Origin of the sequence: Streptomyces netropsis, from assembly GCF_014203545.1 — a bacterium.
Lineage (GTDB): Bacteria > Actinomycetota > Actinomycetes > Streptomycetales > Streptomycetaceae > Streptomyces > Streptomyces netropsis.
Genome location: NZ_JACHJG010000005.1, coordinates 472,717 through 495,203 on the forward strand (window position 1 = coordinate 472,717; position 22,487 = coordinate 495,203).

A 22,487-nucleotide genomic window follows, 5' to 3' on the forward strand; every position below is an offset into this window, starting at 1 on the left:
TTGAGGACATCGGCAGGACAGCCGTGCACCGGGATCCACGCCCCCGCGCACCTTCGCGCGGCGGACCCGGCCGTCAGGTCATTCTCCGTGACGGGACTGGTGGCCCAGTCCCGCGCACAGCAGAGACCTCCGGCGTGTTGGACATGCCGAAGGCCCCCGGTAGTGCTACAGACTTCCCGTCACCATACGTCACACCCCGCCCGCAAAAGGAAGGAGTTGAGACATGGATCACAGGCGGGTGTGGAACTGTTTGCCCACATTCAATGGTCCAGACCGGGCGGCGGTGTTGTTGCCGCAGGTAGCCCCATCCCCCTCCTGACATGCGGTCGAGCGGACTACCATCACCCCATGACCCGAGTACTGCTCGCCGAGGATGACGCTTCGATCTCGGAGCCGCTCGCACGCGCGCTGCGCCGCGAGGGGTACGAGGTGGAGGTGCGAGAAGACGGCCCCACGGCGCTCGATGCCGGCCTCAAGGGAGGGGTGGACCTCCTCGTTCTCGACCTCGGCCTGCCCGGCATGGACGGCCTGGAGGTCTGCCGCCGGCTGCGCACGGAGGGTCACGGCTTCCCGGTGCTCGTGCTCACCGCCCGGGCCGACGAGGTGGACACCGTGGTCGGCCTGGACGCCGGCGCCGACGACTACGTCACCAAACCGTTCCGGCTGGCCGAGCTGCTCGCGCGGGTGCGGGCCCTGCTGCGCCGCGGCACGGTCGAGGCCCCGCAGCAGCCGCCCACCACCCACGGCGTGCGGATCGACGTCGAGTCGCACCGTGCCTGGATGGGTGACGACGAACTCCAGCTCACGGCGAAGGAGTTCGACCTGCTCCGGGTGCTCGTCCGGGACGCGGGCCGGGTCGTCACCCGCGACCAGCTGATGCGCGAGGTCTGGGACACCACTTGGTGGTCGTCCACCAAGACGCTCGACATGCACATCTCCTGGCTTCGCAAGAAGCTCGGGGACGACGCCGCGAACCCGCGTTACATCGCCACCGTCCGAGGCGTCGGCTTCCGCTTCGAAAAGAGCTGACCGGCCTCCGCCGGGCTGCGTTCGTACCACCCCGCCCGGAGGGCACCGTGCGCCGCCGACTGATCAACTCCACCCTCGCCGTCGTGCTCGTCGTGATCGCCGTGTTCGGGATCTCGCTCGTCATCGTCGAGACCCGCACGATCGAGAGCGGCGCGCGGGAGAGCGTGCAGTCCGAGGCCGTCCGGCTGGTGAGCATCCTCGACAGCCGCCTGATCGGCGGCGAGCGCGTGGAGTCGGGGGTGCTGAGCGAGCAGATCACCCCTGACCGGTACGCGCGGGTCGACATCCCCGGCCGGGCCGCCATCGAGATCGGCGAGCGCCCCGAGGGCGACGTCATCGCCTCGACGGAGCGGGGTGAGCAGGGCGAGACCGTACGGGTCGAGGAGTCCCGCTCCGCGATCAGCAGGGAGCTCGGCCGCACCCTGATGGTGATCCTCGCGGTGGCGCTGCTGGCCGTGATCGCGGCCGTCTTCCTCGCCGTGCGCCAGGCGAACCGGCTCACCGCGCCGCTGACCGACCTCGCCGAGACGGCCGAGCGGCTCGGCTCCGGCGACCCCCGCCCGCGCCACCGCCGCTACGGGGTGCCCGAGCTGGACCGGGTCGCGGACGTCCTGGACGCGAGCGCCGAGCGGATCGCCCGGATGCTCACCGCCGAGCGGCGCCTCGCCGCCGACGCCTCGCACCAGCTGCGCACGCCGCTGACCGCGCTGTCGATGCGGCTGGAGGAGATCACGCTGACCGACGACCCCGAGACGGTCAAGGACGAGGCGACGATCGCCCTCACCCAGGTGGAGCGGCTCACCGACGTCGTCCAGCGGCTGCTGACCAATTCCCGTGACCCGCAGTCGGGCTCGGCGGTCACCTTCGACCTCGACGAGGTCATCAAGCAGCAGCTCGAGGAATGGCGGCCCGCCACCCGCAGCGAGGGCCGGGCCCTGGTCCGCTCCGGCAAGCAGGGGCTGCGTGCCGTCGGCACGCCCGGGGCGGTCGCGCAGGTGCTCGCCACCCTCATCGAGAACTCGCTGATGCACGGCGACGGCACGGTCGCCCTGCGCACCCGCGTCACCGGCAACCAGGCGGTCGTGGAGGTCACCGACGAGGGGCCGGGGGTCTCGCCGGACCTCGGGTCCCGCGTCTTCGAGCGGACCGTCAGCGGCCGGAACTCCACGGGTCTGGGGCTGGCGGTCGCCCGTGACCTGGCCGAGGCGGACGGCGGGCGGCTCGAACTCCTCCAGCCGTATCCGCCGGTCTTCGCGCTGTTCCTGAGCCGCGAGGCGGGCGACCACGGGGAGTCCCCGGAGGACTGAGCGGAAGCCTCCGGCGGGCAGGGAGGTTTACCGGCTTGCTTCGCCGGCCCCGGCCCGCTGCGGCCGGTCGTCCAGGAACGATTCAGCAGTCTCCACGGCCTCGCGGGCGGGCAGCGCCCGGAACACCCAGGTGCGGTAGGACCAGAAGCGGAAGACCGTGCCGATGCCGAGGCCGACGACGTTCTTGGCGACGTTGTCCGCCAGCGGCGAGGTGAGCCCGAAGCCGTAGTGCGAGAGCGCCAGGATGCCGTTCTCGATCACGAGACCGACGCCGCTGAACAGAAGGAACAGGGTCAGCTCGCGGCTGCGCCGGTTCTTGTCGCCGCCCCGGTAGGTCCAGTAGCGGTTGCCCACGTAATTGGTGCCGATCGCGACGCCGGTCGCTATGACGCCCGAGCGCACCACCGCGAGGCCGAAGCCGTGCACGCAGATGTTGAAGACGATGAAGTTGACCACGAAGCCGACGGCGCCCACCGCCCCGAACTTCGCGATTTCGCGGGCCAGCCGCTCCAGCCGGGCGCGCACTGCGGACCGTTGACTCATAGTGATCGTCAGGCTCCGATGCTGGGCGAAACTGGGCGTAGGGCAGCCTTCATGCTAACCAGCGGGTCCCGTCCCCAACCGCGGACTCCGGTGAACGGCCGGCGAACGCGCTCCCTTCCGGCCGCCGGCTCGGACGCCCCGGAGTTTTGGATGATCCTCCAGGCGCGGTCGGAACGGTTCGTACGTACGGATACCCTGGGAGCGTGACGTTCCCGGTAGTCGGCATGGTCGGCGGCGGCCAGCTCGCCCGTATGACCCACGAGGCGGGCATCCCCCTCGGCATCAAGTTCAAGCTGCTCAGCGATACCCCGCAGGACTCGGCGGCTCAGGCGGTCGGGGAAGTCGTCATCGGCGACTACCGCGACCTGGACACCCTTCGTGCTTTCGCACAAGGCTGTGACGTGATCACCTTCGATCACGAGCATGTCCCCACCGAGCACCTACGGGCCCTGGAGGCAGACGGCATTCCCGTCCGCCCCGGGCCCGACGCGTTGGTGCACGCCCAGGACAAGGGCGTGATGCGAGCCAAGCTCATGGAGATCGGAGTGCCGTGTCCCCGGCACCGCATCGTGGAGGACCCCGCCGACGTGGCGCGGTTCGCGGAGGAGGGCGACGGTTTCCCCGTCGTGCTCAAGACGGTGCGCGGCGGCTACGACGGCAAGGGGGTGTGGATCGTCCGCAGCGCGGAAGAGGCGAGTGAGCCCTTCCACGCCGGCGTGCCCGTGCTGGCGGAGGAGAAGGTCGCCTTCACCCGCGAGCTGGCCGCCAACGTCGTCCGCTCCCCGCACGGCCAGGCCGTCTCGTACCCGGTCGTCGAGTCCATCCAGGTCGACGGGGTCTGCGACACCGTCATCGCCCCCGCGCCCGGCCTCTCCGCCGAGCTCTCCGCCCACGCGCAGCGGCTCGCCCTCAAGGTGGCCGCGGAGCTGGGCGTGGTCGGACACCTCGCCGTGGAGCTCTTCGAGATCCGCAAGGCCGACGGCTCCTTCGAGGTGCTCGTCAACGAGCTGGCGATGCGCCCGCACAACTCCGGCCACTGGACCCAGGACGGCGCGATCACCTCGCAGTTCGCCAACCACGTACGGGCGGTGCTGGACCTGCCGCTCGGCGACCCGCGCCCGCGCGCCAAGTGGACCGTCATGGCCAATGTGCTCGGCGGCGACTATCCGGACATGTATTCCGCGTACCTCCATTGCATGGCACGCGATCCGGGGTTGAAGATCCACATGTACGGCAAGGACGTCAAGCCCGGTCGCAAGGTCGGACACGTCAACACTTACGGCGACGACCTGGACGACGTGCGCGAGCGCGCCGCCCACGCCGCCGGATACCTGCGAGGAACGATCACGGAATGACTTCTCCTCTCATTGGCATCGTCATGGGCTCGGACTCCGACTGGTCCGTCATGGAGGCCGCGGCCCAGGCCCTGGACGAGTTCGAGGTCCCCTACGAGGTCGACGTGGTCTCCGCGCACCGCATGCCGCGCGAGATGATCGCGTACGGCGAGCAGGCCGCCGACCGTGGTCTCAAGGCGGTCATCGCGGGCGCGGGCGGCGCGGCCCACCTGCCCGGAATGCTGGCGTCCGTCACGCCGCTGCCGGTCATCGGCGTGCCCGTGCCGCTGAAGTACCTCGACGGCATGGACTCCCTGCTGTCCATCGTGCAGATGCCCGCCGGCGTGCCCGTCGCCACCGTCTCCGTCGCGGGCGCCCGCAACGCCGGGCTGCTCGCCGTCCGGATGCTCGCCGCCCACGACACCGAGCTGCTGGCCCGGATGCGGCACTTCCAGGACGAGCTGAACGAGCAGGCCACGGACAAGGGCAAGCGCCTGCGCGCCAAGGCCATGGGCACGGCCCACTTCGGGTTCGGGAAGTGACCGTGACCGCCACCACGGCTGCCGGTCACCTCGCCCGCGCTCACGAGCTGCTCGCCGCCCACCCCGTCGTCGACGGTCACAACGACCTCCCCTGGGCCCTGCGCCAGCAGGTCCGCTACGACCTGGACCGGCGCGACATCGCCACCGACCAGAGCGGCGCCGGCCTCCACACCGACCTGCCCCGGCTGCGGGCCGGCGGGGTCGGGGCCCAGTTCTGGTCCGTGTACGTACGCACCGACATGGCCGGCGACGAGGCGGTCAGTGCGACGCTCGAACAGATCGACGTCGTGCGGCAGCTGGTGAATCGTTACCCCGCCGAGCTGCGGCTCGCGCTCACCGCCGACGACATGGAGGCCGCCCGCGCCGAGGGCCGCATCGCCTCCCTGATGGGCGCCGAGGGCGGCCACAGCATCAACTGCTCCCTCGCCACCCTGCGCGCCCTGCACCGCCTCGGCGTCCGCTACATGACGCTGACCCACAACGACAACGTCCCGTGGGCGGACTCGGCGACCGACGAGCCCGTGGCGAACGGCCTGACCCGCTTCGGCGAGGAGGTCGTCCGCGAGATGAACCGCCTCGGCATGCTGGTCGACCTCTCGCACGTCTCGGCCGACACGATGCGGGACGCGCTGCGGGTCACCGAGGCGCCGGTGATCTTCTCGCACTCCTCCGCGCGCACCGTCTGCGACCACCCGCGCAACATCCCCGACGACGTGCTCGGCTCCCTCGCCGCGAACGGGGGCGTGGCCATGGCGACGTTCGTGCCGAAGTTCGTCCTGCCCGCCGCCGTCGAGTGGACCCGGCAGGCGGACGAGAACATGCGCGCCAACGGCCTGCACCACCTCGACACCACCCCCGCCGGGATGGCGGTGCACCGCGCCTTCGAGGAATCCCACCCCCGTCCGCTCGCCACGGCGGCCACGGTCGCCGACCACCTCGACCACATGCGCGAGGTCGCGGGCATCGACCACATCGGCATCGGCGGCGACTTCGACGGCACGGCGTTCACCCCGGAAGACCTCGCGGACGTGGCCGGCTATCCGAACCTGATCGCGGAACTCCTGCGCCGCGGCTGGTCGGACTCCGACCTCGCGAAGCTGACCTGGCAGAACGCGGTGCGGGTGCTGAGGGCTGCGGAGGACGCTGCGCGTCGGCTCCAGACGGTCCGTGCCCCGTCGATCGCGACGCTGGACCAGCTCGACGGCTGAGGTCCCTGTGTCCTCAATCGCCGGACGGGCTGGAAAATCCAGCCCGTCCGGCGTTTGAGGACAAATCTTTGACCAGCTGGGTGCCGCCGTCCGCGCACCTGCTGCCCAGGCGCGAAGAAGTTCTGGGCGCTTCACCAGAGGACGTCTTCGACGCGATGGGCCCGGGCGATGTTCTCCACCGTGTCAGTCGCGGAAGGCCAGTGCCGCGCCGAGGCTGACCAGGACTACCCCGGAGACCCCGGTGATGCCGCGCTCGACACGGCGGCGGCGCAGCAGGGTCTGGATGCGGCCGAGGACAGTGACGACTACGGCGTACCAGAGCAGGGCGAGTGCCCAGAAGAGGCCGGCCAGGACGATGTGCTGGGTGAGGGCGGGCATGCCCGGCAGGGCGAACTGCGGGAAGAGGGAGAGGTAGAAGGCGGCCACCTTGGGGTTGAGCAGGTTGCTGACCAGGCCTTGGCGGAAGGCCTTGGCGGTGGGGCGGTTCTGGTGGTCGGCGGACGCCAACGTTGGCTGTGCTGCCGGGGTGGGGGCGTCGCTGTGCTGCCTGTGGTGGCGGAAGAAGTCGATCAGGGCGCGTACGCCGAGGTAGGCGAGGTAGACGGCGCCGGCGGCGCGGATGGTTGTGTAGAGCATCTGGGAGCTGGTGAGCAGGGCGGTCAGGCCGGCCACCGCGGCGGCTGCCAGGACGGCGTTGCCGAGCATGATGCCGGCGGCGGTGGCTCCCGCGCCGCGGCGGCCGGCTGTCGCGGCGTTGCGCAGCAGCAATACGAGGTCGGGGCCGGGGACCACGATGATGGCGAGTGATGCGGCTATGAAGCCCATGAGCTGAGTGGTCATAGCACTTCATGATGTCACCGGTAAGGGCGAGTTGCGCCTGCGGGATGTTCAATCCCCGTGGCGCGTATACGTGTTGAGGCATCGCCTGTGGCTGATCTTCGTGGGTTGCGCAGATCACATTCTGTTCTCTCTGTGCTGCGATTGCCCTGGTTTACCCGGAAGGCGTCGGCAGTCGCGTTCGCGGCTGTTCGGAAACCGGATGCATGTCGGCTGATTTCCAGCACGTGATCAAGCCAAAGGGCCGGTGCAACAAAAATTTAATTTTTGACTCTTCGATATTCGATCCGTGTATCTTCAATGCAGTCGCTCGATCCGACTTGGATGACATGCGAACACTTAGCCGCTCGAAGGAGAGTTGACTGACGTGAAGTCTCGCCTCGACCGCTACGAAGAGTTTATCGAGAAGGAATACCGCGCCGGACTGACTAAGCCGGACGAATACTCTCTGGAGGCCATCACTCCAAAGCTCCGGTCCCGTTTCGCCAATGGGGAGTTCAAGCGTATCGTCTTTACCGGCATGGGCTGCTCCGCCATCGTCTCCGACATTGTCCGCGGATATTTCGCGGAAATCGGTTCGCCAATCGAAGTGCACGTCCTCAACGACTACGACTTCCGGTTTCTCGCCCCCTCGTCCGTCCTCGACGACGAGGGGACGCTGTACATCATCAGCTCCTACAGCGGTCATTCCCAGGAGCCCGTCCTCGCCTATCAGGGGCTCAAGTCCAAGCAGGACCGTGTTCTGCTGCTGACTTCCGGCGGCAAGCTCGCCGGGCTCGGCCAGGCAGACGGTGTATCGATCGCCTACTGGCGGCTGCGCGAGCCCGACCGCGAGTACCCGCTGTTCCACGTCTCCCAGTACTTCGCCATCCTGATGGACATGTTCCATAAGCTGGGCCTGCTCGACGACAACCATCACACACGGCTCGCCGAGCTGTCGGCCGAGCTGGAGGCGGACTACGACAACACGCGACGCGAGCTCGTCGAACGGGTCGCTCACGACAGCCAGGACGCGAACGTGATCATGATCGCGTCGCCGAAGTGGCACGAGAGCCTGCTCAAGCTCGCCAAGATGCACTTCAATGAGATGTCCATGGTGCCCGCTGCCCGGAACTACTTCCACGAGTTCTGCCACAGCGAGGTCGCCACCCTCTCGGACCCGGACCGGAAGCACAGCGTGATCTGGTTCGCCGACCCGGACGATGATGACTACACAATCGCCAAGGGTGAGAATCTGGTCCGGCTGCTCACCGAAGAGCGGCCCGAGAACCTCAATGTGCGGATTTCGCGGGTCGATCTCGGCGAGGGTGACTTCCTGCGCAAGTACTTCAACGCCCTGAATATCGTCCAGCACACCGCGCTCGCGCTCGGCCGGTACCACGAGACGAACTCCCGGGATCTGATTTCAGAATCAGCCGGAAACCCCTGGTATCACAGCACCACCATCGAGTCGGAACTGGCTGGCGCATAAACAACGGTGAAAGAATGAGCGGATATGAGTGACGAGAATCCGCTGCACCTGTTCGACCTCACAGGGAAGGTGGCTCTGGTGACCGGAGCCACCCGCGGGCTGGGCCGGGCGATCGCCGCCGGCCTGGCCCGCGCCGGGGCCCATGTGGTGGTCGCGGGCCGCAGCAAGGAAACCGCCGAAAAGGTCGCGGCCGAACTGGCCGCAGACGGGACGCGCACCTCCGCCCTCGAACTGGACGTCACGCGCCCGGAACAGGCCCGGCGCGCGCTCGTCCGGACAGCGGGGCAGCACGGCAGCCTCGACATCCTGGTGAACAACGCCGGTGTCATCGAACGTCACCCCGCCGAGGCGTACCCCGCGGACGCCTGGCACAAAGTGATCGACACCAACGTCAACGGCACCTTCTTCCTCACGCAGGAAGCAGGATCCCTCATGCTCACCCAGGGGCACGGACGCATCGTCAACATCGCCTCCGTGCTCGCCTACAGCGGCGGCCGTAATGTCGTCGCCTATGCAGCAAGCAAGGGCGCACTGGTCCAGGTGACCCGGGCGCTTGCTGCCGAATGGGCCGGGCGGGGCGTGCACGTCAACGCGATCGCGGCCGGGTACTTCGCCACCGACCTGACCCAGGACCTGCGCGACGACACCACCCGCAGCCAGGCCCTGCTGAGCCGGGTGCCCGCCGGACGGTTCGGCCGCCCCGAGGAACTCATCGGCGCGGTGATCTTCTTCGCCTCCCCGGCCGCTGACTACGTACACGGAGCCCTGCTCGAAGTCGACGGCGGCTGGACCGCCGCCTGACCCCGGACCACGAGCCACACAAGCCGCCGGGAGCGAACATGGAGAACGACAAGTGATCGCAAACGCACGCCGACTCGACGGAAAGCAGCAGTCCACCATCCGCGCCATGACCGAACGCTGCGTGGCCGTGGGCGGCATCAACCTGGGGCAGGGCCTCTCCCGTACGCCGCCGCCCGCCTCGCTCCTCGACACCGGCGCCGCCCACTTCAAGACGGCGGACCACTCCTACAGCCTCGCCCAGGGCGACCCGGCCCTACGCAAGGCCATCGCCCGCAAGCTGACCGCGTACAACGGCATCGACATCGACCCCGACGACGGCATCGTCGCCACCATCGGCGCATCCGGCGCGTACAACGCGGTCCTGCTCGCCTACCTGAACCCCGGGGACGGGATCCTGCTCCCCGAGCCGTTCTACGGCTACCACCGCGCCGCAGCCGAACTGTACGGGGTAATGCCGGAGCCGATCGGGCTCACAGCCCCCGAATTCCGCCTGACCAAGCAGGCGCTGGAGGCCTCGGCCTCCGAGCGCACCCGCGCCATCGTGCTGTGCACCCCCAACAACCCCTCCGGCCGACGCCTCACCGCTGACGAAATCACCGCGGTCGCACAGTTCGCGGAGGAGCGCGATCTGCTCGTCATCACCGACGAAATCTACGAGTACATCTACTACACCCCGGGCCGGCACCTGTCCCCAGCCGCCTTCACCCCCCTCACACACCGGACCATCACCATCTCCGGCCTGTCCAAGACCTACAGCATCCCCGGCTGGCGGATCGGATACGCCGCAGGGCCCGGCCACCTGATCCAGCCGGTACGCACAGCCGCCGACATCCTGTCCGTGTGCGCGCCCACACCACTTCAGCAACTGGCCGTCGATGCCCTGGAGCTGCCGGAAGCCTTCTACACCGGAATGCGCGACCAGTACCGCACCCAGCGCGACCGCGTGGCCTCCGCCTTCCGGTCGGCGGGCCTCGAACCCAACCATCCCGAGGGCGCCTACTACCTCCTGATCGACTGCTCGTCCCTTAGAGTCCAAGACGGCTTCGAAGCCGCCGAAGCGATCCTCACCACGGCCGGTGTCGCCACCATCCCCGGCGAAGCCTTCCACCACAACAAGCCGCCCTACACCTACGTCCGGGCCTGTTTCGCGGTATCCCAGGAGGACATCAGCCGTACGGAGAAGCAGTTGGCCACGGCTGACTTCTCAACGCTGATGGGGACGGGCGCCACCATCTGAGCCGCGACAGGGCGGTGCGCAGGCCGTGGACAGAAGACGCCGGCGAAGTCCCCTTGGCCGACACCGCGTAGCCCGGACCGGTCACCATGAACGCGCAGACGGGGGGGGCGGGCGACGGGCACGTGCCGGAAGGGACGCCGACACCGCAGATCTAGGCCGTTTCTTTTGGACCAGCGTGCTGACCAGAGGAAAATGCCTGCAAGGTGGAGTCCGGCCGGGACCGCATCCGGCCTGATGCGGGGTCTTCCGACGGGCCGTGGCACCCGGACCTTGGCCATGACCTGCTCGAAGGCGGGGGCGTCACCGGCCTGTCCGGGCGTGAGGACGAAGCACAGAGGGCGGCAGCGGCCGTCGGCGGCCAGGTGGATCTTGGTCGTCAGTCCGCCGCGGGACCGCCCGAGGGCATGATCGACTGGTTCGCCGGCCGGGTCCCCTTTTTGCGGGCCCCGGCCGCGTGCTGGTGCGCGCGCACGATGGTCGAGTCGACCGCGACCACCCACTCCAGGTCCTCATCCGCGTCGGGCTGGGCGAGCAGAGCGGTGAAGACACGTTCCCAGGTGCCGTTGATCGCCCAGTTCCGTAGCCGCGTGTAAGCGCCCTTCCACGAGCCGTACTTCTCCGGCAGATGGACTCACTGTGACCCGGTCTGGAACTTCCAGGCGATCGCGTCAATCACCTCACGATGATCACGCCACCGACCACCCCTCTTCGGCGCCCGGTCCGGCAGCAACGGCTCGATCCGCGCCCACTGCGCGTCCGTCAACGGCACACCAGACCAACGATCAGATGATCCGAAAGAAACGGCCTAGGCCTGGGGCCGTCCCATGGCCCGGTAGGACCATCCAGCCGACCGCCAAGCGCCGGCGTCAAGCGCATTGCGCCCGTCCAGTATCCGCCGCTCCGTCACGACCGCGGCCAGTGCCGCCGGGTCCAGCTCGCGGAACTCGCCCCACTCCGTGAGGTGCAGCACCACGTGCGCCCCCTGGCACGCCTCGAGCGCGGTCGGCGCGTAGCCGAGGGTCGGGAAGAGGCGGCGGGCGTTGTCCATGCCCTTGGGGTCGTAGACGGTGACCTGGCCGCCCTGGAGGTGGATCTGCCCGGCGACGTTCAGCGCGGGCGAGTCCCGTACGTCGTCGGAGTCCGGCTTGAAGGTCGCGCCCAGCACCGCCACGCGCTGCCCCAGGAAGCTGCCGCCCACCGTCTCGCGGGCCAGCTCGACCATGTGGCCGCGGCGGCGCATGTTGATGGAGTCGACCTCGCGGAGGAAGGTCAGCGCCTGGTCCGCGCCCAGCTCACCGGCGCGGGCCATGAAGGCGCGGATGTCCTTGGGCAGACAACCGCCGCCGAAGCCGATGCCGGCCCGCAGGAACTTCTTCCCGATCCGGTCGTCGTGGCCGATCGCCTCCGCCAGCTTCGCCACGTCGCCGTCGGCGGCCTCGCAGACCTCGGCCATGGCGTTGATGAAGGAGATCTTCGTGGCGAGGAAGGAGTTGGCGGCCGTCTTGACCAGCTCGGCCGTCGGATAGTCGGCGACGACGAACGGCGACCCCTCGCCGATCGGCGTCGCGTACACCTCGCGCAGCAGCTTCTCGCCGCGCTCGCCGGCGACGCCCACCACGATGCGGTCCGGGTGCAGGGTGTCCTGGACGGCGAAGCCCTCGCGCAGGAACTCCGGGTTCCAGGCCAGCTCGACGTCGGTGCCCGCCGGGGCCAGCTCGGTGAGCCGGGCCGCGAGCCGGGCCGCGCTGCCGACCGGGACGGTGGACTTGCCGACGACCAGCGCCGGGCGGTGCAGATGCGGGGCCAGGGCGTCGAAGGCGCTCTCGACGTAACTCATGTCGCACGCGTACTCGCCGTGCTTCTGCGGGGTGTTCACACAGACGAAGTGGACGTCGCCGAACTCGCCGGCCTCTTCCCACGACATCGTGAAGCGCAGCCGGCCGGTCGAGCCCTCGATCCCGGCGACGTGGCGGCGGAGCAGTTCCTCCAGCCCCGGCTCGTACATCGGTACCTTGCCGCGCCCGAGCATCTCGATCTTCTCGGGCACCACATCCAGGCCGAGCACCTCGAACCCGAGCTCGGCCATGGCCGCGGCGTGGGTGGCACCGAGGTAGCCGGTGCCGATCACGGTGATCTTGGGGGCCATGCGTGCTCCATGTGCTGACGGGCTGGACTGCGCCGAGCATAGTCGGGGCCCGGAGCGGGAAGGCCCCGGGGAGATCCCGGTGCCGTCCGGGCGCTGTCGGCAAGCTCACGTATCCCCGTGCGGGGGGCCGCCCCTAGAATCGGGTTACTAAACGGTAGTTAACTCTTTGGGGAGTGAATCCACCTTGGCGGGATCAAAGGACTTCGACCTGTACCGGCCGTCCGAGGAGCACGACGAGCTCCGCAAGGTCGTGCGCTCGCTCGCCGAGGCGAAGATCGCGCCGTTCGCCGCCGAGGTGGATGAGGAGGGCCGCTTCCCGCAGGAGGCGCTCGACGCGCTGGTCGCCTCCGACCTGCACGCGATCCACGTGCCCGAGGAGTTCGGCGGCGCCGGCGCCGACGCGCTCGCCACCGTCATCGTCATCGAAGAGGTCGCGCGGGTGTGCGCGTCCTCCTCCCTGATCCCGGCGGTCAACAAGCTCGGTTCGCTGCCGGTCGTGCTGTCCGGCTCCGAGGAGCTGAAGAAGCGCTACCTGGGCCCGCTCGCCAAGGGCGACGCGATGTTCTCGTACGCCCTCTCCGAGCCCGACGCGGGCTCGGACGCGGCCGGCATGAAGACCAAGGCCGTGCGCGACGGCGACTTCTGGGTCCTCAACGGCGTCAAGCGCTGGATCACCAACGCGGGCGTCAGCGAGTACTACACGGTCATGGCCGTCACCGACCCCGAGAAGCGCTCCAAGGGCATCTCGGCGTTCGTCGTCGAGAAGTCCGACGAGGGCGTCTCCTTCGGTGCCCCGGAGCGCAAGCTCGGCATCAAGGGCTCCCCGACGCGCGAGGTCTACCTCGACAACGTCCGCATCCCCGCCGACCGCATGATCGGCGAGGAGGGGACCGGCTTCGCCACGGCGATGAAGACCCTCGACCACACCCGCATCACCATCGCCGCCCAGGCGCTCGGCATCGCCCAGGGCGCCCTCGACTACGCCAAGGGCTACGTCCAGGAGCGCAAGCAGTTCGGCAAGCCGATCGGCGACTTCCAGGGCGTCCAGTTCATGCTCGCCGACATGGCCATGAAGATCGAGGCCGCCCGTCAGCTGACCTACGCGGCCGCCGCCAAGTCCGAGCGCGGCGACAGCGACCTCACCTTCCAGGGCGCGGCGGCGAAGTGCTTCGCGTCCGACGTGGCCATGGAGGTCACCGTGGACGCCGTCCAGCTCCTCGGCGGCTACGGCTACACCCGTGACTACCCGGTCGAGCGCATGATGCGCGACGCCAAGATCACGCAGATCTACGAGGGCACGAACCAGGTCCAGCGCATCGTCATGGCGCGCAACCTGCCGAAGTAACCCCTCCCGGGCGTTCATCGCGACGGCCCCCCGGCAGCCCGCCGGGGGGCCGTCGCGCGTACGGGTGAACGCCGGTGGCGGTATCGGGCCGGGGCGCCGAAGGTGGGGGCGGTGGGGGTCGTACTGCCCTGGAGGCTCATGACATGCCCGAGGTAACCGCTCCGTACAAGCCCGGCACCCCGTGCTGGATCGACCTCATGGTCCCCGACCAGCAGGCGGCGCTCGACTTCTACCGCGACCTGTTCGGGTGGCAGGGCGAGGTCGGCCCGCCGGAGACCGGCGGGTACGCGGTCTGCACCCTGAACGGGAAGCCCGTGGCCGGCATCATGACCTCGATGTCGCCCGACCCCGACCAGCCGACACCGCCGACGGTGTGGACCACCTACCTCGCCGTCTCCGACGTGGACGCCACCGAGAAGAAGATCGCCGACAACGGCGGCACCGTGGTGATGCCGGGCATGGACGTGCTCACGCTCGGCCGTATGTCGGTCGTCGCCGACCCCACGGGAGCCGTGTTCGGGCTCTGGCACGCCCGGGACTTCCTCGGCGCGCAGGTCGTCAACGAGCCCGGGGCGCTGATCTGGAACGAGCTGAACACCAGCGACCCCCAGGCCGCCGCGGCCTTCTACTCCACCGCGCTGGGCATCGAGGCGGTCCCCATGGAAGGGGCGCCCGACTACTCCGCCCTCCAGGTCGACGGCCGGGCCGTCGGCGGCACCCAGGGGCTGGACAAGCTGCCGCCCGGCACACCCTCGCACTGGCTGTGCTACTTCGCCGTCGAGGACACCGACAGCACCGTCGACGCCCTGACCCGGGGCGGCGGCAATGTGCTCGTACCGCCCTTCGACATGATGGCGGGCCGGATGGCCGTCGTGCAGGACCCGCAGGGCGGCACCTTCGCGGTGATCAACGCGACCGGGCCCGCGTCCTCCTGAGAACGCGGCAGGGCCCGCAGCCGAGGTCGGCTGCGGGCCCTGCCATGTTCGTCGCTCACTTGTCGGAGACGGTGACCTTCTCGTCCTTCTTGAGCTGGTCGAAGAGCTGCTTGGCCTTGGCCGTGTCCCACTTCACCGCGACGCCGTCGGAGCGGGTCGGGAAGTTCGCGCTCGCGATCGGCACGGTCATCTGCTTGCCGTCGCCGCCCGTCGCGCCCTTCATCGCCCAGAACATCGAGGCGAGGTCCCACAGCTCCATGTCCTTGTCGACGATGAGCGTGTCGAGACCGGAGCCGATGACGGGGTAGAGGCGGAACGGGTTGAGGATCGTCGAGGGCGAGGCCGCCTGGTTGGCGAGGGTGTTCAGGAACTTCTGCTGATTGCGCATCCGGCCCAGGTCCTGGTCCGCCTCCTGGTGGCGCTGGCGCACGAAGGCCAGCGACTGGGCGCCGCTCAGCTCCTGGCAGCCCGCCTTGAAGTCCGCACCCGAGTCCCGGTCTTTCAGCGGCTTGTCCAGGCACATCTCCACGCCGCCCAGCGCGTCCACGAGGTTGCGGAAGCCGCCGAAGCCGATCTCCGCGTAGTGGTCGATGCGCAGCCCGGTGTTGAACTCGATGGTCTGCGCCAGCAGCTCCGGGCCGCCGTCCGCGTACGCCTGGTTCAGCTTGTGCGTCGCGGCGGGGAAGTTCTTGCCGGACTCCTTCCCCTTGAAGGCGGGGATGGTGACGTAGGAGTCGCGCGGCAGGCTCAGCACCGTGGTGCCGTTGTCGCCCGTGTGCACGATCATCATCGAGTCGGTGCGCTTGCCGTCCGCCGACCCGGTGTGCAGTTCCTTCTTGTCGCTGTCCGAGAGGCCCTCGCGGCTGTCGGAGCCGACGATCAGGTAATTGGTGCCCTCGCCCGCCGCCGGGCGGTCCTTCACCTGGCCGAGGTCGACCTCGCGGCGCACCTTGGAGTCGGCCCAGAAGTACGTGCCGGCGGAGACGGCCAGCAGTGCCACGACGAAGGCTATGGAGCCGATCTTGAGGCGCTTGCGCCAATCCGGGGCGCCGGTGCGCGGGCCGCGCCCGCCCGGGCCGCCGCCGGTGGGGCCGTGCCGGTGGCCGCCGGGGCCGGCCGGGCCGCCGCGGCCGTAGACCTGTCCCGTGTTGTAGCCGTCGTCGTGGCCGCCGGCCGCGTGGGCCGCGCCGTCGCCGTAGCCGCCCTGGCCCGGCACGCCGCCGTGGCCACCGCCCGGACCCTGTGCACGGTCGTACCCGGGGGCCGGCTCGGCGGGGCGGCGCGGCGGGGGCGGGGCGGTGCGCCGGATCTGCGGCATGGCGCGCGCGCCCTCCGGCTCGGCGTCCGCGGCGCCGTTTCCGTACCGGTCCTGGCGGTCGCCGGTCCGACCATCGGCCCAATTGCTCATGACACGAGTGTGCCCGCTGTGACGACCCACCTCACAGGGGGGAGACGGGTTCGGGGCCGGGCTGTAGCAGAGCTGATGCAAAACCGCCCGTGCCCCCGGGCCCGCATACAGTGGTGGACATGACCAATCAGGACCGCAGCCCGGAAGCGGAAATACCGGGCAAGCCGACGTCCGCTTCCCGCACGACGCTCTCCCACATCATGACCGGCAGCGACACCAATCTGCTGGGTACCGTCCACGGCGGCGTGATCATGAAGCTGGTGGACGACGCCGCGGGCGCGGTCGCCGGGCGGCACTCCGGCGGCCCGGCCGTCACGGCCTCGATGGACGAGATGGCCTTCCTCGAACCGGTCAGGGTCGGCGACCTCGTGCATGTGAAGGCCCAGGTGAACTGGACCGGCCGGTCGTCCATGGAGGTCGGCGTGCGGGTGCTCGCCGAGCGCTGGAACGAGTCGACGCCCGCCACCCAGGTCGGCAGCGCCTACCTGGTCTTCGCCGCCGTCGACGAGGACGGCAAGCCCCGGCGTGTGCCGCCGGTGGTCCCGGAGACGGAGAAGGACAAGCGCCGCTACCAGGAGGCCCAGATCCGGCGCACCCACCGGCTCGCCCGCCGCCGCGCGATCATGGAGCTGCGCGAGAAGCGGATTGCCGAGGGCTTCGGCGACTGATCCCCACGGCGGGGGAGCCTCCTCCCCTGGCGGGGAGCCCCGCTGGTGGGGGCTGGCCCCTTGGCGGGGGCTGCCTGTCCCCTGGCGGGGGCTGCCTCCCCTGGCGGGGAATGGCCCCCTGGCGGGGACTGGCCCCCTTGGCGGGGATTGTCCCCAGGTGCGGGCTGATCCCCTCTGGCGGGAGAGCTTTGGCTGGGGGAGCCCCCTGGTGGGGCCTGCCACAGGCGGGAGAGCCCCCTGGCGGGGGCTGATCCCCGCGGCGGGGTCTGTTCCCGGGCAGGGATTGCCCCCCCGGTGGGACTCCTCGCCCCCTGGCGGGACTCCTCGCCCCCTGGCGGGACTCCCCCCGGCGGGACTGCCCCCTGGCGGGACTCCCCCCGGCGGGACTGCCCCCTGGCGGGACTCCCCCCGGCGGGACTGCCCCCCCGGCGGGACTGCCCCCCCCGGCGGGACTGCCCCCCGGCGGGGACTGATCCCCGCCCGCGAGGGCCGCGGATCTGTGGAGCTCCGCCCGGGCCGCGGCGGGCGGGACGGGCGCTCGCCGGGTCGTCGGGATCACCCGGGTGCGGCCCGTACAGGGGCGGCCCGGCCGCCGTGCGATCGAACGCCCGGGCGTAAGGCCTACGCGCCGTCCGGGCAGACCACCTGGTCCCCCCGGATTGCCGCCGGGGCGGCCCCGGCCTGCTGTGTCGGGTCCTGGGCCCGCACCGGGTGCACGCCCGTGAAGTCCGTGCCCAGCGTCACCTTCATCAGCGGACCCTGCCCCGGCGCCGGGCGCAGCTCCGCGCCCGGCAGCGCCGCCGCGACCGAGCGGACCGAGCGGTCCCAGCGCGGGTCGTAGGAGATCACCGTCCGCTGGACCAGCGGCCCGGGCGCGTCCATGGGCAGCCCGGTGGTGGCGAAGCCCGTCGCGTGCAGCGCGGTGTCGGTCTCGCGGGCCAGACCGGTGCGGCCGCTGCCGTTGAGGACCTGCACCCGGATCTGCCCGGGCGCCACGTCCACCGGCGTCGCGGGCTGGTCCGCCGGCCTGCCCTGCGGCTTCGCGTCCTGCGACCGCCGGGGGGCGTGCACGGTCAGCGGCCGGTCCTCGCGCAGGGCCTGGAACATCTTCCCGGCCGCCGCCTCGTCCCACTTCACCGTCGAGCCGACGCCGGGCACGGGGAAATTCGCGATGCCGATCGGCACCGAGGCGAACTCGGACGAGGCGGGCGTCAGGTTCTTCATCCCCTGGGCCAGCTCGACCAGCTCGGCGCTGCCGAAGCCCCGGTCGGCGCGGACCGAGCCGAGCAGCGTCGTCGAGACCTCGTGGAACTTCACCGGGTTCAGCAGGCCGTCGCCGCCGGCCGCCTTGTGGATCAGCGAGGCGAGGAACCGCTGCTGCCGCTGCATCCGGCCGAGGTCGGAGCCCCCGTCGAGATGCCGGGAGCGCACGTACTGGAGCGCCTGCCCGCCGTTGAGGTCGCTGGACCCCACCGGCAGGTCGAGACCCGTGTAGGCGTCCTTGAGCGGCCGCACCGTGCACACCCGGACCCCGCCCAGTACGTCGACCGTCTTCATGAAGCTGGCGAAGTCGACCTCCAGATAGTGATCGACGTGCACCCGGGTCAGCTGTTCCACCGCCCGTACGGTCAGGCTCGGCCCGCCCTCCGCGTACGCCGCGTTGAGCTTCTGCGGATGGGCGGGGCGGATCCGGCCCTGGGGGTCGGCGCGCTCGGGGATCTCGACGTAGGTGTCGCGGGGGAGGCTGATCACGCTGGCCCGGTCGTGCCGGGCGGAGAGGTGCACCAGCATCACCGTGTCGGTGCAGTGACAGGGCGCGCCGCCCAGCCGGTAGCGGGTCCGCTCCTCTTCCGTGATCTTGTCGCGGCCGTCCGTGCCGACGACGAGGATGTTCTTGCCCTGGCTGATCTGCGGCCGGTCCGACAGCCCCCCGAACGGGTCCACCCGCCCGATGCCGCCCTCGATCCCCGTGACCACCGCGTGTCCGATGCCGCCGGTGCCCAGCACGGCCACGGCGGCGCCGGTGGCGAGGCGCAGTCCCCAGCGCGGGCGGCGGGGGGCGCTGTGGCGGGGCCGGTTCGGGCGTGGTCTGGCCTGGCGGGGGGAGCGGGCCGGTGCGGTCACTTCGAACCTCCGCGACGGACTGGGTAGAACCGGGGAAACGGTAGGCCCATACGATCGTCGGTTCGCGGCCCCACGCCGTCCTGGCGGGGCCTGCCACCCGGGCGGGGCGCTTTCGGGTCCCCCATTGGCGTAACGTGACCGACGATCCGCCGTCCGCCGGGGGCACCCCCCGTACCGCCGAGGAACCATGCCCGATCAGCAGCCGCCCGCCGTTTCCGTCATCATGCCGGTGCTCAATGAGGAGCGGTATCTGCGCACCTCCGTGCGGCACATCCTGGAACAGGACTACGCCGGTGAACTCGAGGTCGTGATCGCCCTCGGTCCGTCCACGGACCGCACCGACGAAATCGCCGCCGACCTGGTGCGGGAGACCGCGAACCACCCCCGCGCCCGGGTCCACACCGTGCCGAACCCCACCGGCCGCACCCCGGCCGCGCTCAACGCCGCGATCAAGGCGTCACGCCACCCGATCGTGGTACGCGTCGACGGTCACGGAATGCTCTCGCCCAACTACATCGCGACCGCCGTGCGGCTGCTGGACGAGACCGGCGCCCAGAACGTCGGCGGCATCATGCACGCCGAGGGCGAGAACGACTGGGAGCGGGCCGTCGCCGCCGCCATGACCTCGAAGATCGGGGTGGGCAACGCGGCCTTCCATACGGGAGGCGCGGCCGGCGAGGCCGAAACCGTGTATCTGGGTGTCTTCCGGCGCGAGGCCCTGGAGCAGCAGGGCGGGTACAACGAGGAGTTCATCCGCGCCCAGGACTGGGAGCTGAACTTCCGGATCCGTGAGGCGGGCGGGCTGATCTGGTTCTCCCCGGAGCTCAAGGTCTCCTACCGGCCGCGGCCCAGCGTGAAGGCGCTCGCCAAGCAGTACAAGGACTACGGGCGTTGGCGGCACGTCGTCGCCCGCTTCCACCAGGGTTCGATCAACATGCGCTATCTGGCGCCGCCGACCGCTGTGGTCGCCATCGCGGCCGGTGTCGTGGTCGGCGCGGCCGTCACCCCCTGGGGCCTGCTGGTCCCGGCCGGGTACCTGGCGGCCATCACCGCCGGTTCGCTGCCCGCGGGCAAGGGCCTGTCGCCGGCCGCGCGCGTCCGGATCCCGGTGGCGCTCGCGACGATGCACATGTCGTGGGGGTTCGGCTTCCTGACCAGCCCGCGCTCGCTGGCGAAGCGGGTCATCGCCAGCCGTCGCCCGGCCGTCCGGGCCGACTAGCCGACCGGCCGACGAGTCGCGTGTGCCTCCGCCCCGGTCCGTACGGACCGGGGCGGACGGTCTTCAGAAACGATTCAGCGGATTGACGTTCATGCACGCCGAGGTGTCGCTGCCGCTCAGCGGGTCGGAACTCTTGGGCGCCTTGTTGTCGCCGTCCTTCTCGCCCTTGTCGTCCTTCTTGCCGTTCTCGCCGCTCTTGCCGTCGCCCGTCGCCCCGGCCGTCGGCTCCTCGGAGGAGTCGCTCTCCTCGGCTTCCCCGGTCTTCGGATACTTCGTGCCCGTACGCCAGTCACCGCCGATGACCAGCGTCACTTGGTCGACCGTGGGGGACATCCGCAGCGCGCTCTCCGGCAGCCCCAGGGCCTTGGCCACGGCCTCGGCGTCCGGTCGCTGGGCGGTCTTCGGATAGGTGATCGTCGTGTCCGCCTGCGCGCGGGGGGCGGAGTCCGACGTCGCCTTGGTGAAGCCCGCCTTCACCAGGAACTCGGCGATGTCCGAGGCCCGACGGGTGGCCGGCGGCTGGACGGCGGTGCCGGTGCCGTTGAACACGGTGAGGGCGATGGCGCCCTTCGGCGCGGCCGGCACGGTCGGCTTCGGGCCCTTGTCGGACTTCTTGTCCTTGCCGTCCAGCGCGATGTCGTTCCGGACGAGCGAGAAGAGCTTGTCGGCGTCGCCCGGCTTGGGTATCACGTGCGCGTCCGGGTCCAGCGGATCCGAGACCCACGGCATGGTGGTCATCGTGATCCGCCCGGACGGCACCCGCTTCATGTCGTTGCCGAGGTCGTAGAGCTTCTTGACCGAGCCGAGGTCCTTGTCGACGGTGAGCGCCTTGGTGGCGGCCTCGGCGAGGTCGGTGAGCTGGCCGGGGTCGGACAGCTTGGTGCCGGACTTGAGCTGGCGGACCATCGCGTTCATATAGATGTGCTGGGCGTGGGTACGGCCTATGTCGCTGCCGTCCTCGAAGCCGTGCCGGGTGCGCAGCCACTGCAGGGCCTGCTCGCCCTTGACCTTGTGCGAGCCCTTCGTCAGCCGCAGACCGGAGTCCTTGTCGTAGACGTTGGCGTCCACGCACACCGGAACGCCGCCGACCGCGTCGGCCATGCTCACCACACCGGCGAAGTCGATCATCATGAAGTGGTCGACGGGGATGCCGGTCAGCTCCTCCCAGGCGGCGACCGTGCAGCCCGGGCCGCCGTTCATCAGGCTGGTGTTGATGATCTGACGGTCGGTCTCCTTGTAGACCGTGCCGTCCTCCGGGTCGGTGCACTTGGGGATCGTCACCCGGGTGTCGCGCGGCACGCTGATCACCGACATGTTGCTGCGGTCGGCCGAGACGTGCACCAGCATCTGGACGTCGGCGAGCGGCTTGCGCCCGGCGTCCTCGCGGGCGCCGCCGAGCGCGACGTTCTCCTTGCTGTTCCGGCTGTCGGAGCCCAGGATCAGGATGTTCAGGGGGCGTTGGCCCGCCGCGTTGGCCGCGCTGCGGTCGAGCTGCTTGTCGCCGAGGTTGAGGTTGCTCTTTTTGAGGTTGCCGTTGAGGTGCTCGTAGTAGAAGTACCCGGCGGTCGCCGCGCCGAGGACGATGACCGCGAGGGTGAGCGCGGTCCAGCGGGCTATTCGCACGGTGCGCTTGCGCTTGGCCGCGCGGTCCTTGGGGTCGGCCTTCTTGGCGTGTGCGCCCTTGCGGGTGGCCTTGCGGCCGGACGTGCCGCTGGCGGCCTCGTTGCCCTCGGCCCCCGTCGTGCCGGCGGTGCCGGCGACGCGGGCACGGGGGATCGCCGCCTTGGCGGGACGTTCGCCTCCGGCGGTCGGACCGGACTCGGCGTCGTCGTCCTTGGAGTCCGTATCGGAGTCGGTGCGCCCTTTGCCCTTGGTGCCCTCGCCTCCGGCGGCCTTGTCGCCGGGGCCGGCTGTTCCGCTGCCACGGGGCTTGCGGCCGGAGGCCTTGGCGGGCGAAGGATTCTCACCCACAGCGGGTCCTTCACCGTCAGTGCCTCCGGCGCCGGTGGCCTCCATGGTCTCGGCAGCCCTGGCGTCGGAGGAACCCCCGGCACCTGCGCCCTCGGCACCTGCGCCCTCGGGGCCGGAGGGCCCTTGGGCGTCGGTGTCCGCGGCGCGGGGCCCCGTGGCGTCGGCCCCGGCGGCCTGGCCGCCGGTCGCGCCGGACTTCCTCGCCCGGCGGGCGGCCCGGCGCCCGGACTTCCCGGCGGCCGAAACCTCGCCGTCGGCTTGCGCGGCGCCGGCCGATTCGCCGGCCGAGGCGTCGGCCGATCCGGCCGACCCCCGCGCGCCGCTGCTCTGCCGCATCGGGCCTCCCCTGAATGAGCGTCCGG

The 22,487-nt window shown here is 70.4% G+C and carries 18 protein-coding genes and 1 pseudogene; 12 read left to right on the forward strand and 7 right to left on the reverse strand.

Annotation, left to right across the window (positions count from 1 at the left end; translation table 11 throughout):
* Positions 1 to 348 precede the first annotated feature (348 nt).
* Together FHS38_RS15615 and FHS38_RS15620 are read left to right on the forward strand one after the other, a co-directional pair.
* Positions 349 to 1,029, forward strand: coding sequence for a response regulator transcription factor (locus FHS38_RS15615; protein ID WP_130878187.1), 681 nt, complete (start codon positions 349 to 351; stop codon positions 1,027 to 1,029).
* 47 nt (positions 1,030 to 1,076) lie between these two features.
* Positions 1,077 to 2,336, forward strand: coding sequence for a sensor histidine kinase (locus FHS38_RS15620; RefSeq protein WP_184734123.1), 1,260 nt, complete (start codon positions 1,077 to 1,079; stop codon positions 2,334 to 2,336).
* 27 nt (positions 2,337 to 2,363) lie between these two features.
* Here FHS38_RS15620 and FHS38_RS15625 read toward each other — a convergent pair whose 3' ends face one another.
* A complete protein-coding gene (locus tag FHS38_RS15625; protein WP_184734124.1) occupies positions 2,364 to 2,879 on the reverse strand; it encodes a GtrA family protein in 516 nt (171 codons plus the stop codon).
* A 203-nt stretch (positions 2,880 to 3,082) separates the two neighbouring features.
* Between FHS38_RS15625 and FHS38_RS15630 the strand changes: the two genes are divergently transcribed.
* From FHS38_RS15630 to FHS38_RS15640, 3 genes are read left to right on the forward strand one after another with little or no spacing between them, the layout of a single operon-like run.
* Positions 3,083 to 4,234, forward strand: a complete 1,152-nt coding sequence (locus tag FHS38_RS15630) for a 5-(carboxyamino)imidazole ribonucleotide synthase (protein WP_184734125.1) — start codon at positions 3,083 to 3,085, stop codon at positions 4,232 to 4,234.
* Positions 4,231 to 4,755: a 5-(carboxyamino)imidazole ribonucleotide mutase gene (gene purE, locus FHS38_RS15635; RefSeq protein WP_184734126.1), complete on the forward strand. Its 525-nt coding sequence runs from the start codon at positions 4,231 to 4,233 to the stop codon at positions 4,753 to 4,755. The genes FHS38_RS15630 and purE overlap by 4 nt, the downstream gene beginning before the upstream one ends.
* Before the next feature lie 2 nt (positions 4,756 to 4,757).
* The gene (locus tag FHS38_RS15640; protein WP_184734127.1) at positions 4,758 to 5,963 is read left to right on the forward strand and encodes a dipeptidase; all 1,206 of its coding nucleotides are present in this window, start codon (positions 4,758 to 4,760) and stop codon (positions 5,961 to 5,963) included.
* Between the two features lie 183 nt (positions 5,964 to 6,146).
* Here the strand turns inward: FHS38_RS15640 and FHS38_RS15645 are convergent, their stop codons facing one another.
* A complete protein-coding gene (locus tag FHS38_RS15645) occupies positions 6,147 to 6,803 on the reverse strand; it encodes a LysE family translocator (RefSeq protein ID WP_184734128.1) in 657 nt (218 codons plus the stop codon).
* A 364-nt stretch (positions 6,804 to 7,167) separates the two neighbouring features.
* On the opposite strand from FHS38_RS15645, the gene FHS38_RS36065 reads away from it, so the two are divergent.
* From FHS38_RS36065 to FHS38_RS15660, 3 genes are read left to right on the forward strand one after another with little or no spacing between them, the layout of a single operon-like run.
* Complete coding sequence (locus FHS38_RS36065) at positions 7,168 to 8,271, forward strand: SIS domain-containing protein (RefSeq protein ID WP_184734129.1); 1,104 nt, start codon at positions 7,168 to 7,170, stop codon at positions 8,269 to 8,271.
* A gap of 24 nt (positions 8,272 to 8,295) precedes the next feature.
* A complete protein-coding gene (locus FHS38_RS15655; RefSeq protein WP_184734130.1) occupies positions 8,296 to 9,072 on the forward strand; it encodes a glucose 1-dehydrogenase in 777 nt (258 codons plus the stop codon).
* A 52-nt stretch (positions 9,073 to 9,124) separates the two neighbouring features.
* Positions 9,125 to 10,309: a pyridoxal phosphate-dependent aminotransferase gene (locus tag FHS38_RS15660; protein WP_184734131.1), complete on the forward strand. Its 1,185-nt coding sequence runs from the start codon at positions 9,125 to 9,127 to the stop codon at positions 10,307 to 10,309.
* A gap of 212 nt (positions 10,310 to 10,521) precedes the next feature.
* Here FHS38_RS15660 and FHS38_RS35340 read toward each other — a convergent pair.
* Both FHS38_RS35340 and FHS38_RS15670 read right to left on the reverse strand, forming a co-directional pair.
* Positions 10,522 to 11,078, reverse strand: a pseudogene (locus FHS38_RS35340) (IS5 family transposase); the annotation flags it as partial.
* 36 nt (positions 11,079 to 11,114) lie between these two features.
* A complete protein-coding gene (locus FHS38_RS15670; RefSeq protein WP_184734133.1) occupies positions 11,115 to 12,455 on the reverse strand; it encodes a UDP-glucose dehydrogenase family protein in 1,341 nt (446 codons plus the stop codon).
* A 184-nt stretch (positions 12,456 to 12,639) separates the two neighbouring features.
* Here FHS38_RS15670 and FHS38_RS15675 point away from each other — a divergent pair, with 184 nt between their 5' ends.
* Both FHS38_RS15675 and FHS38_RS15680 read left to right on the forward strand, forming a co-directional pair.
* Positions 12,640 to 13,800, forward strand: a complete 1,161-nt coding sequence (locus tag FHS38_RS15675) for an acyl-CoA dehydrogenase (RefSeq protein WP_130878176.1) — start codon at positions 12,640 to 12,642, stop codon at positions 13,798 to 13,800.
* A gap of 143 nt (positions 13,801 to 13,943) precedes the next feature.
* Positions 13,944 to 14,735: a VOC family protein gene (locus FHS38_RS15680; RefSeq protein ID WP_184734134.1), complete on the forward strand. Its 792-nt coding sequence runs from the start codon at positions 13,944 to 13,946 to the stop codon at positions 14,733 to 14,735.
* 55 nt (positions 14,736 to 14,790) lie between these two features.
* Here FHS38_RS15680 and FHS38_RS15685 read toward each other — a convergent pair whose 3' ends face one another.
* Entirely contained in the window at positions 14,791 to 16,143 is a 1,353-nt protein-coding gene (locus FHS38_RS15685) for an LCP family protein (protein WP_184734135.1), read from the reverse strand.
* 119 nt (positions 16,144 to 16,262) lie between these two features.
* On the opposite strand from FHS38_RS15685, the gene FHS38_RS15690 reads away from it, so the two are divergent.
* Positions 16,263 to 16,811 (forward strand): acyl-CoA thioesterase, encoded by a 549-nt coding sequence (locus tag FHS38_RS15690; RefSeq protein ID WP_130878173.1) that lies wholly within the window; start codon positions 16,263 to 16,265, stop codon positions 16,809 to 16,811.
* A gap of 621 nt (positions 16,812 to 17,432) precedes the next feature.
* Here FHS38_RS15690 and FHS38_RS15695 read toward each other — a convergent pair.
* Positions 17,433 to 18,935, reverse strand: a complete 1,503-nt coding sequence (locus FHS38_RS15695; protein WP_229822484.1) for an LCP family protein — start codon at positions 18,933 to 18,935, stop codon at positions 17,433 to 17,435.
* A 187-nt stretch (positions 18,936 to 19,122) separates the two neighbouring features.
* Between FHS38_RS15695 and FHS38_RS15700 the strand changes: the two genes are divergently transcribed.
* Positions 19,123 to 20,154, forward strand: coding sequence for a glycosyltransferase family 2 protein (locus FHS38_RS15700; protein ID WP_184734137.1), 1,032 nt, complete (start codon positions 19,123 to 19,125; stop codon positions 20,152 to 20,154).
* 63 nt (positions 20,155 to 20,217) lie between these two features.
* Here the strand turns inward: FHS38_RS15700 and FHS38_RS15705 are convergent, their stop codons facing one another.
* Entirely contained in the window at positions 20,218 to 22,461 is a 2,244-nt protein-coding gene (locus FHS38_RS15705; RefSeq protein WP_260420744.1) for an LCP family protein, read from the reverse strand.
* Positions 22,462 to 22,487 lie beyond the last annotated feature (26 nt).

Coding starts and splice junctions, on each gene's coding strand:
- FHS38_RS15670 (WP_184734133.1), bottom strand. CDS start 12,455: ATGGCCCCCAAGATCACCGTGATCGGCACCGGCTACCTCGGTGCCACC.
- purE (WP_184734126.1), top strand. CDS start 4,231: ATGACTTCTCCTCTCATTGGCATCGTCATGGGCTCGGACTCCGACTGG.
- FHS38_RS15700 (WP_184734137.1), top strand. CDS start 19,123: ATGCCCGATCAGCAGCCGCCCGCCGTTTCCGTCATCATGCCGGTGCTC.
- FHS38_RS15680 (WP_184734134.1), top strand. CDS start 13,944: ATGCCCGAGGTAACCGCTCCGTACAAGCCCGGCACCCCGTGCTGGATC.
- FHS38_RS15615 (WP_130878187.1), top strand. CDS start 349: ATGACCCGAGTACTGCTCGCCGAGGATGACGCTTCGATCTCGGAGCCG.
- FHS38_RS15625 (WP_184734124.1), bottom strand. CDS start 2,879: ATGAGTCAACGGTCCGCAGTGCGCGCCCGGCTGGAGCGGCTGGCCCGC.
- FHS38_RS15645 (WP_184734128.1), bottom strand. CDS start 6,803: ATGACCACTCAGCTCATGGGCTTCATAGCCGCATCACTCGCCATCATC.
- FHS38_RS15655 (WP_184734130.1), top strand. CDS start 8,296: ATGAGTGACGAGAATCCGCTGCACCTGTTCGACCTCACAGGGAAGGTG.
- FHS38_RS15685 (WP_184734135.1), bottom strand. CDS start 16,143: ATGAGCAATTGGGCCGATGGTCGGACCGGCGACCGCCAGGACCGGTAC.
- FHS38_RS15690 (WP_130878173.1), top strand. CDS start 16,263: ATGACCAATCAGGACCGCAGCCCGGAAGCGGAAATACCGGGCAAGCCG.
- FHS38_RS15705 (WP_260420744.1), bottom strand. CDS start 22,461: ATGCGGCAGAGCAGCGGCGCGCGGGGGTCGGCCGGATCGGCCGACGCC.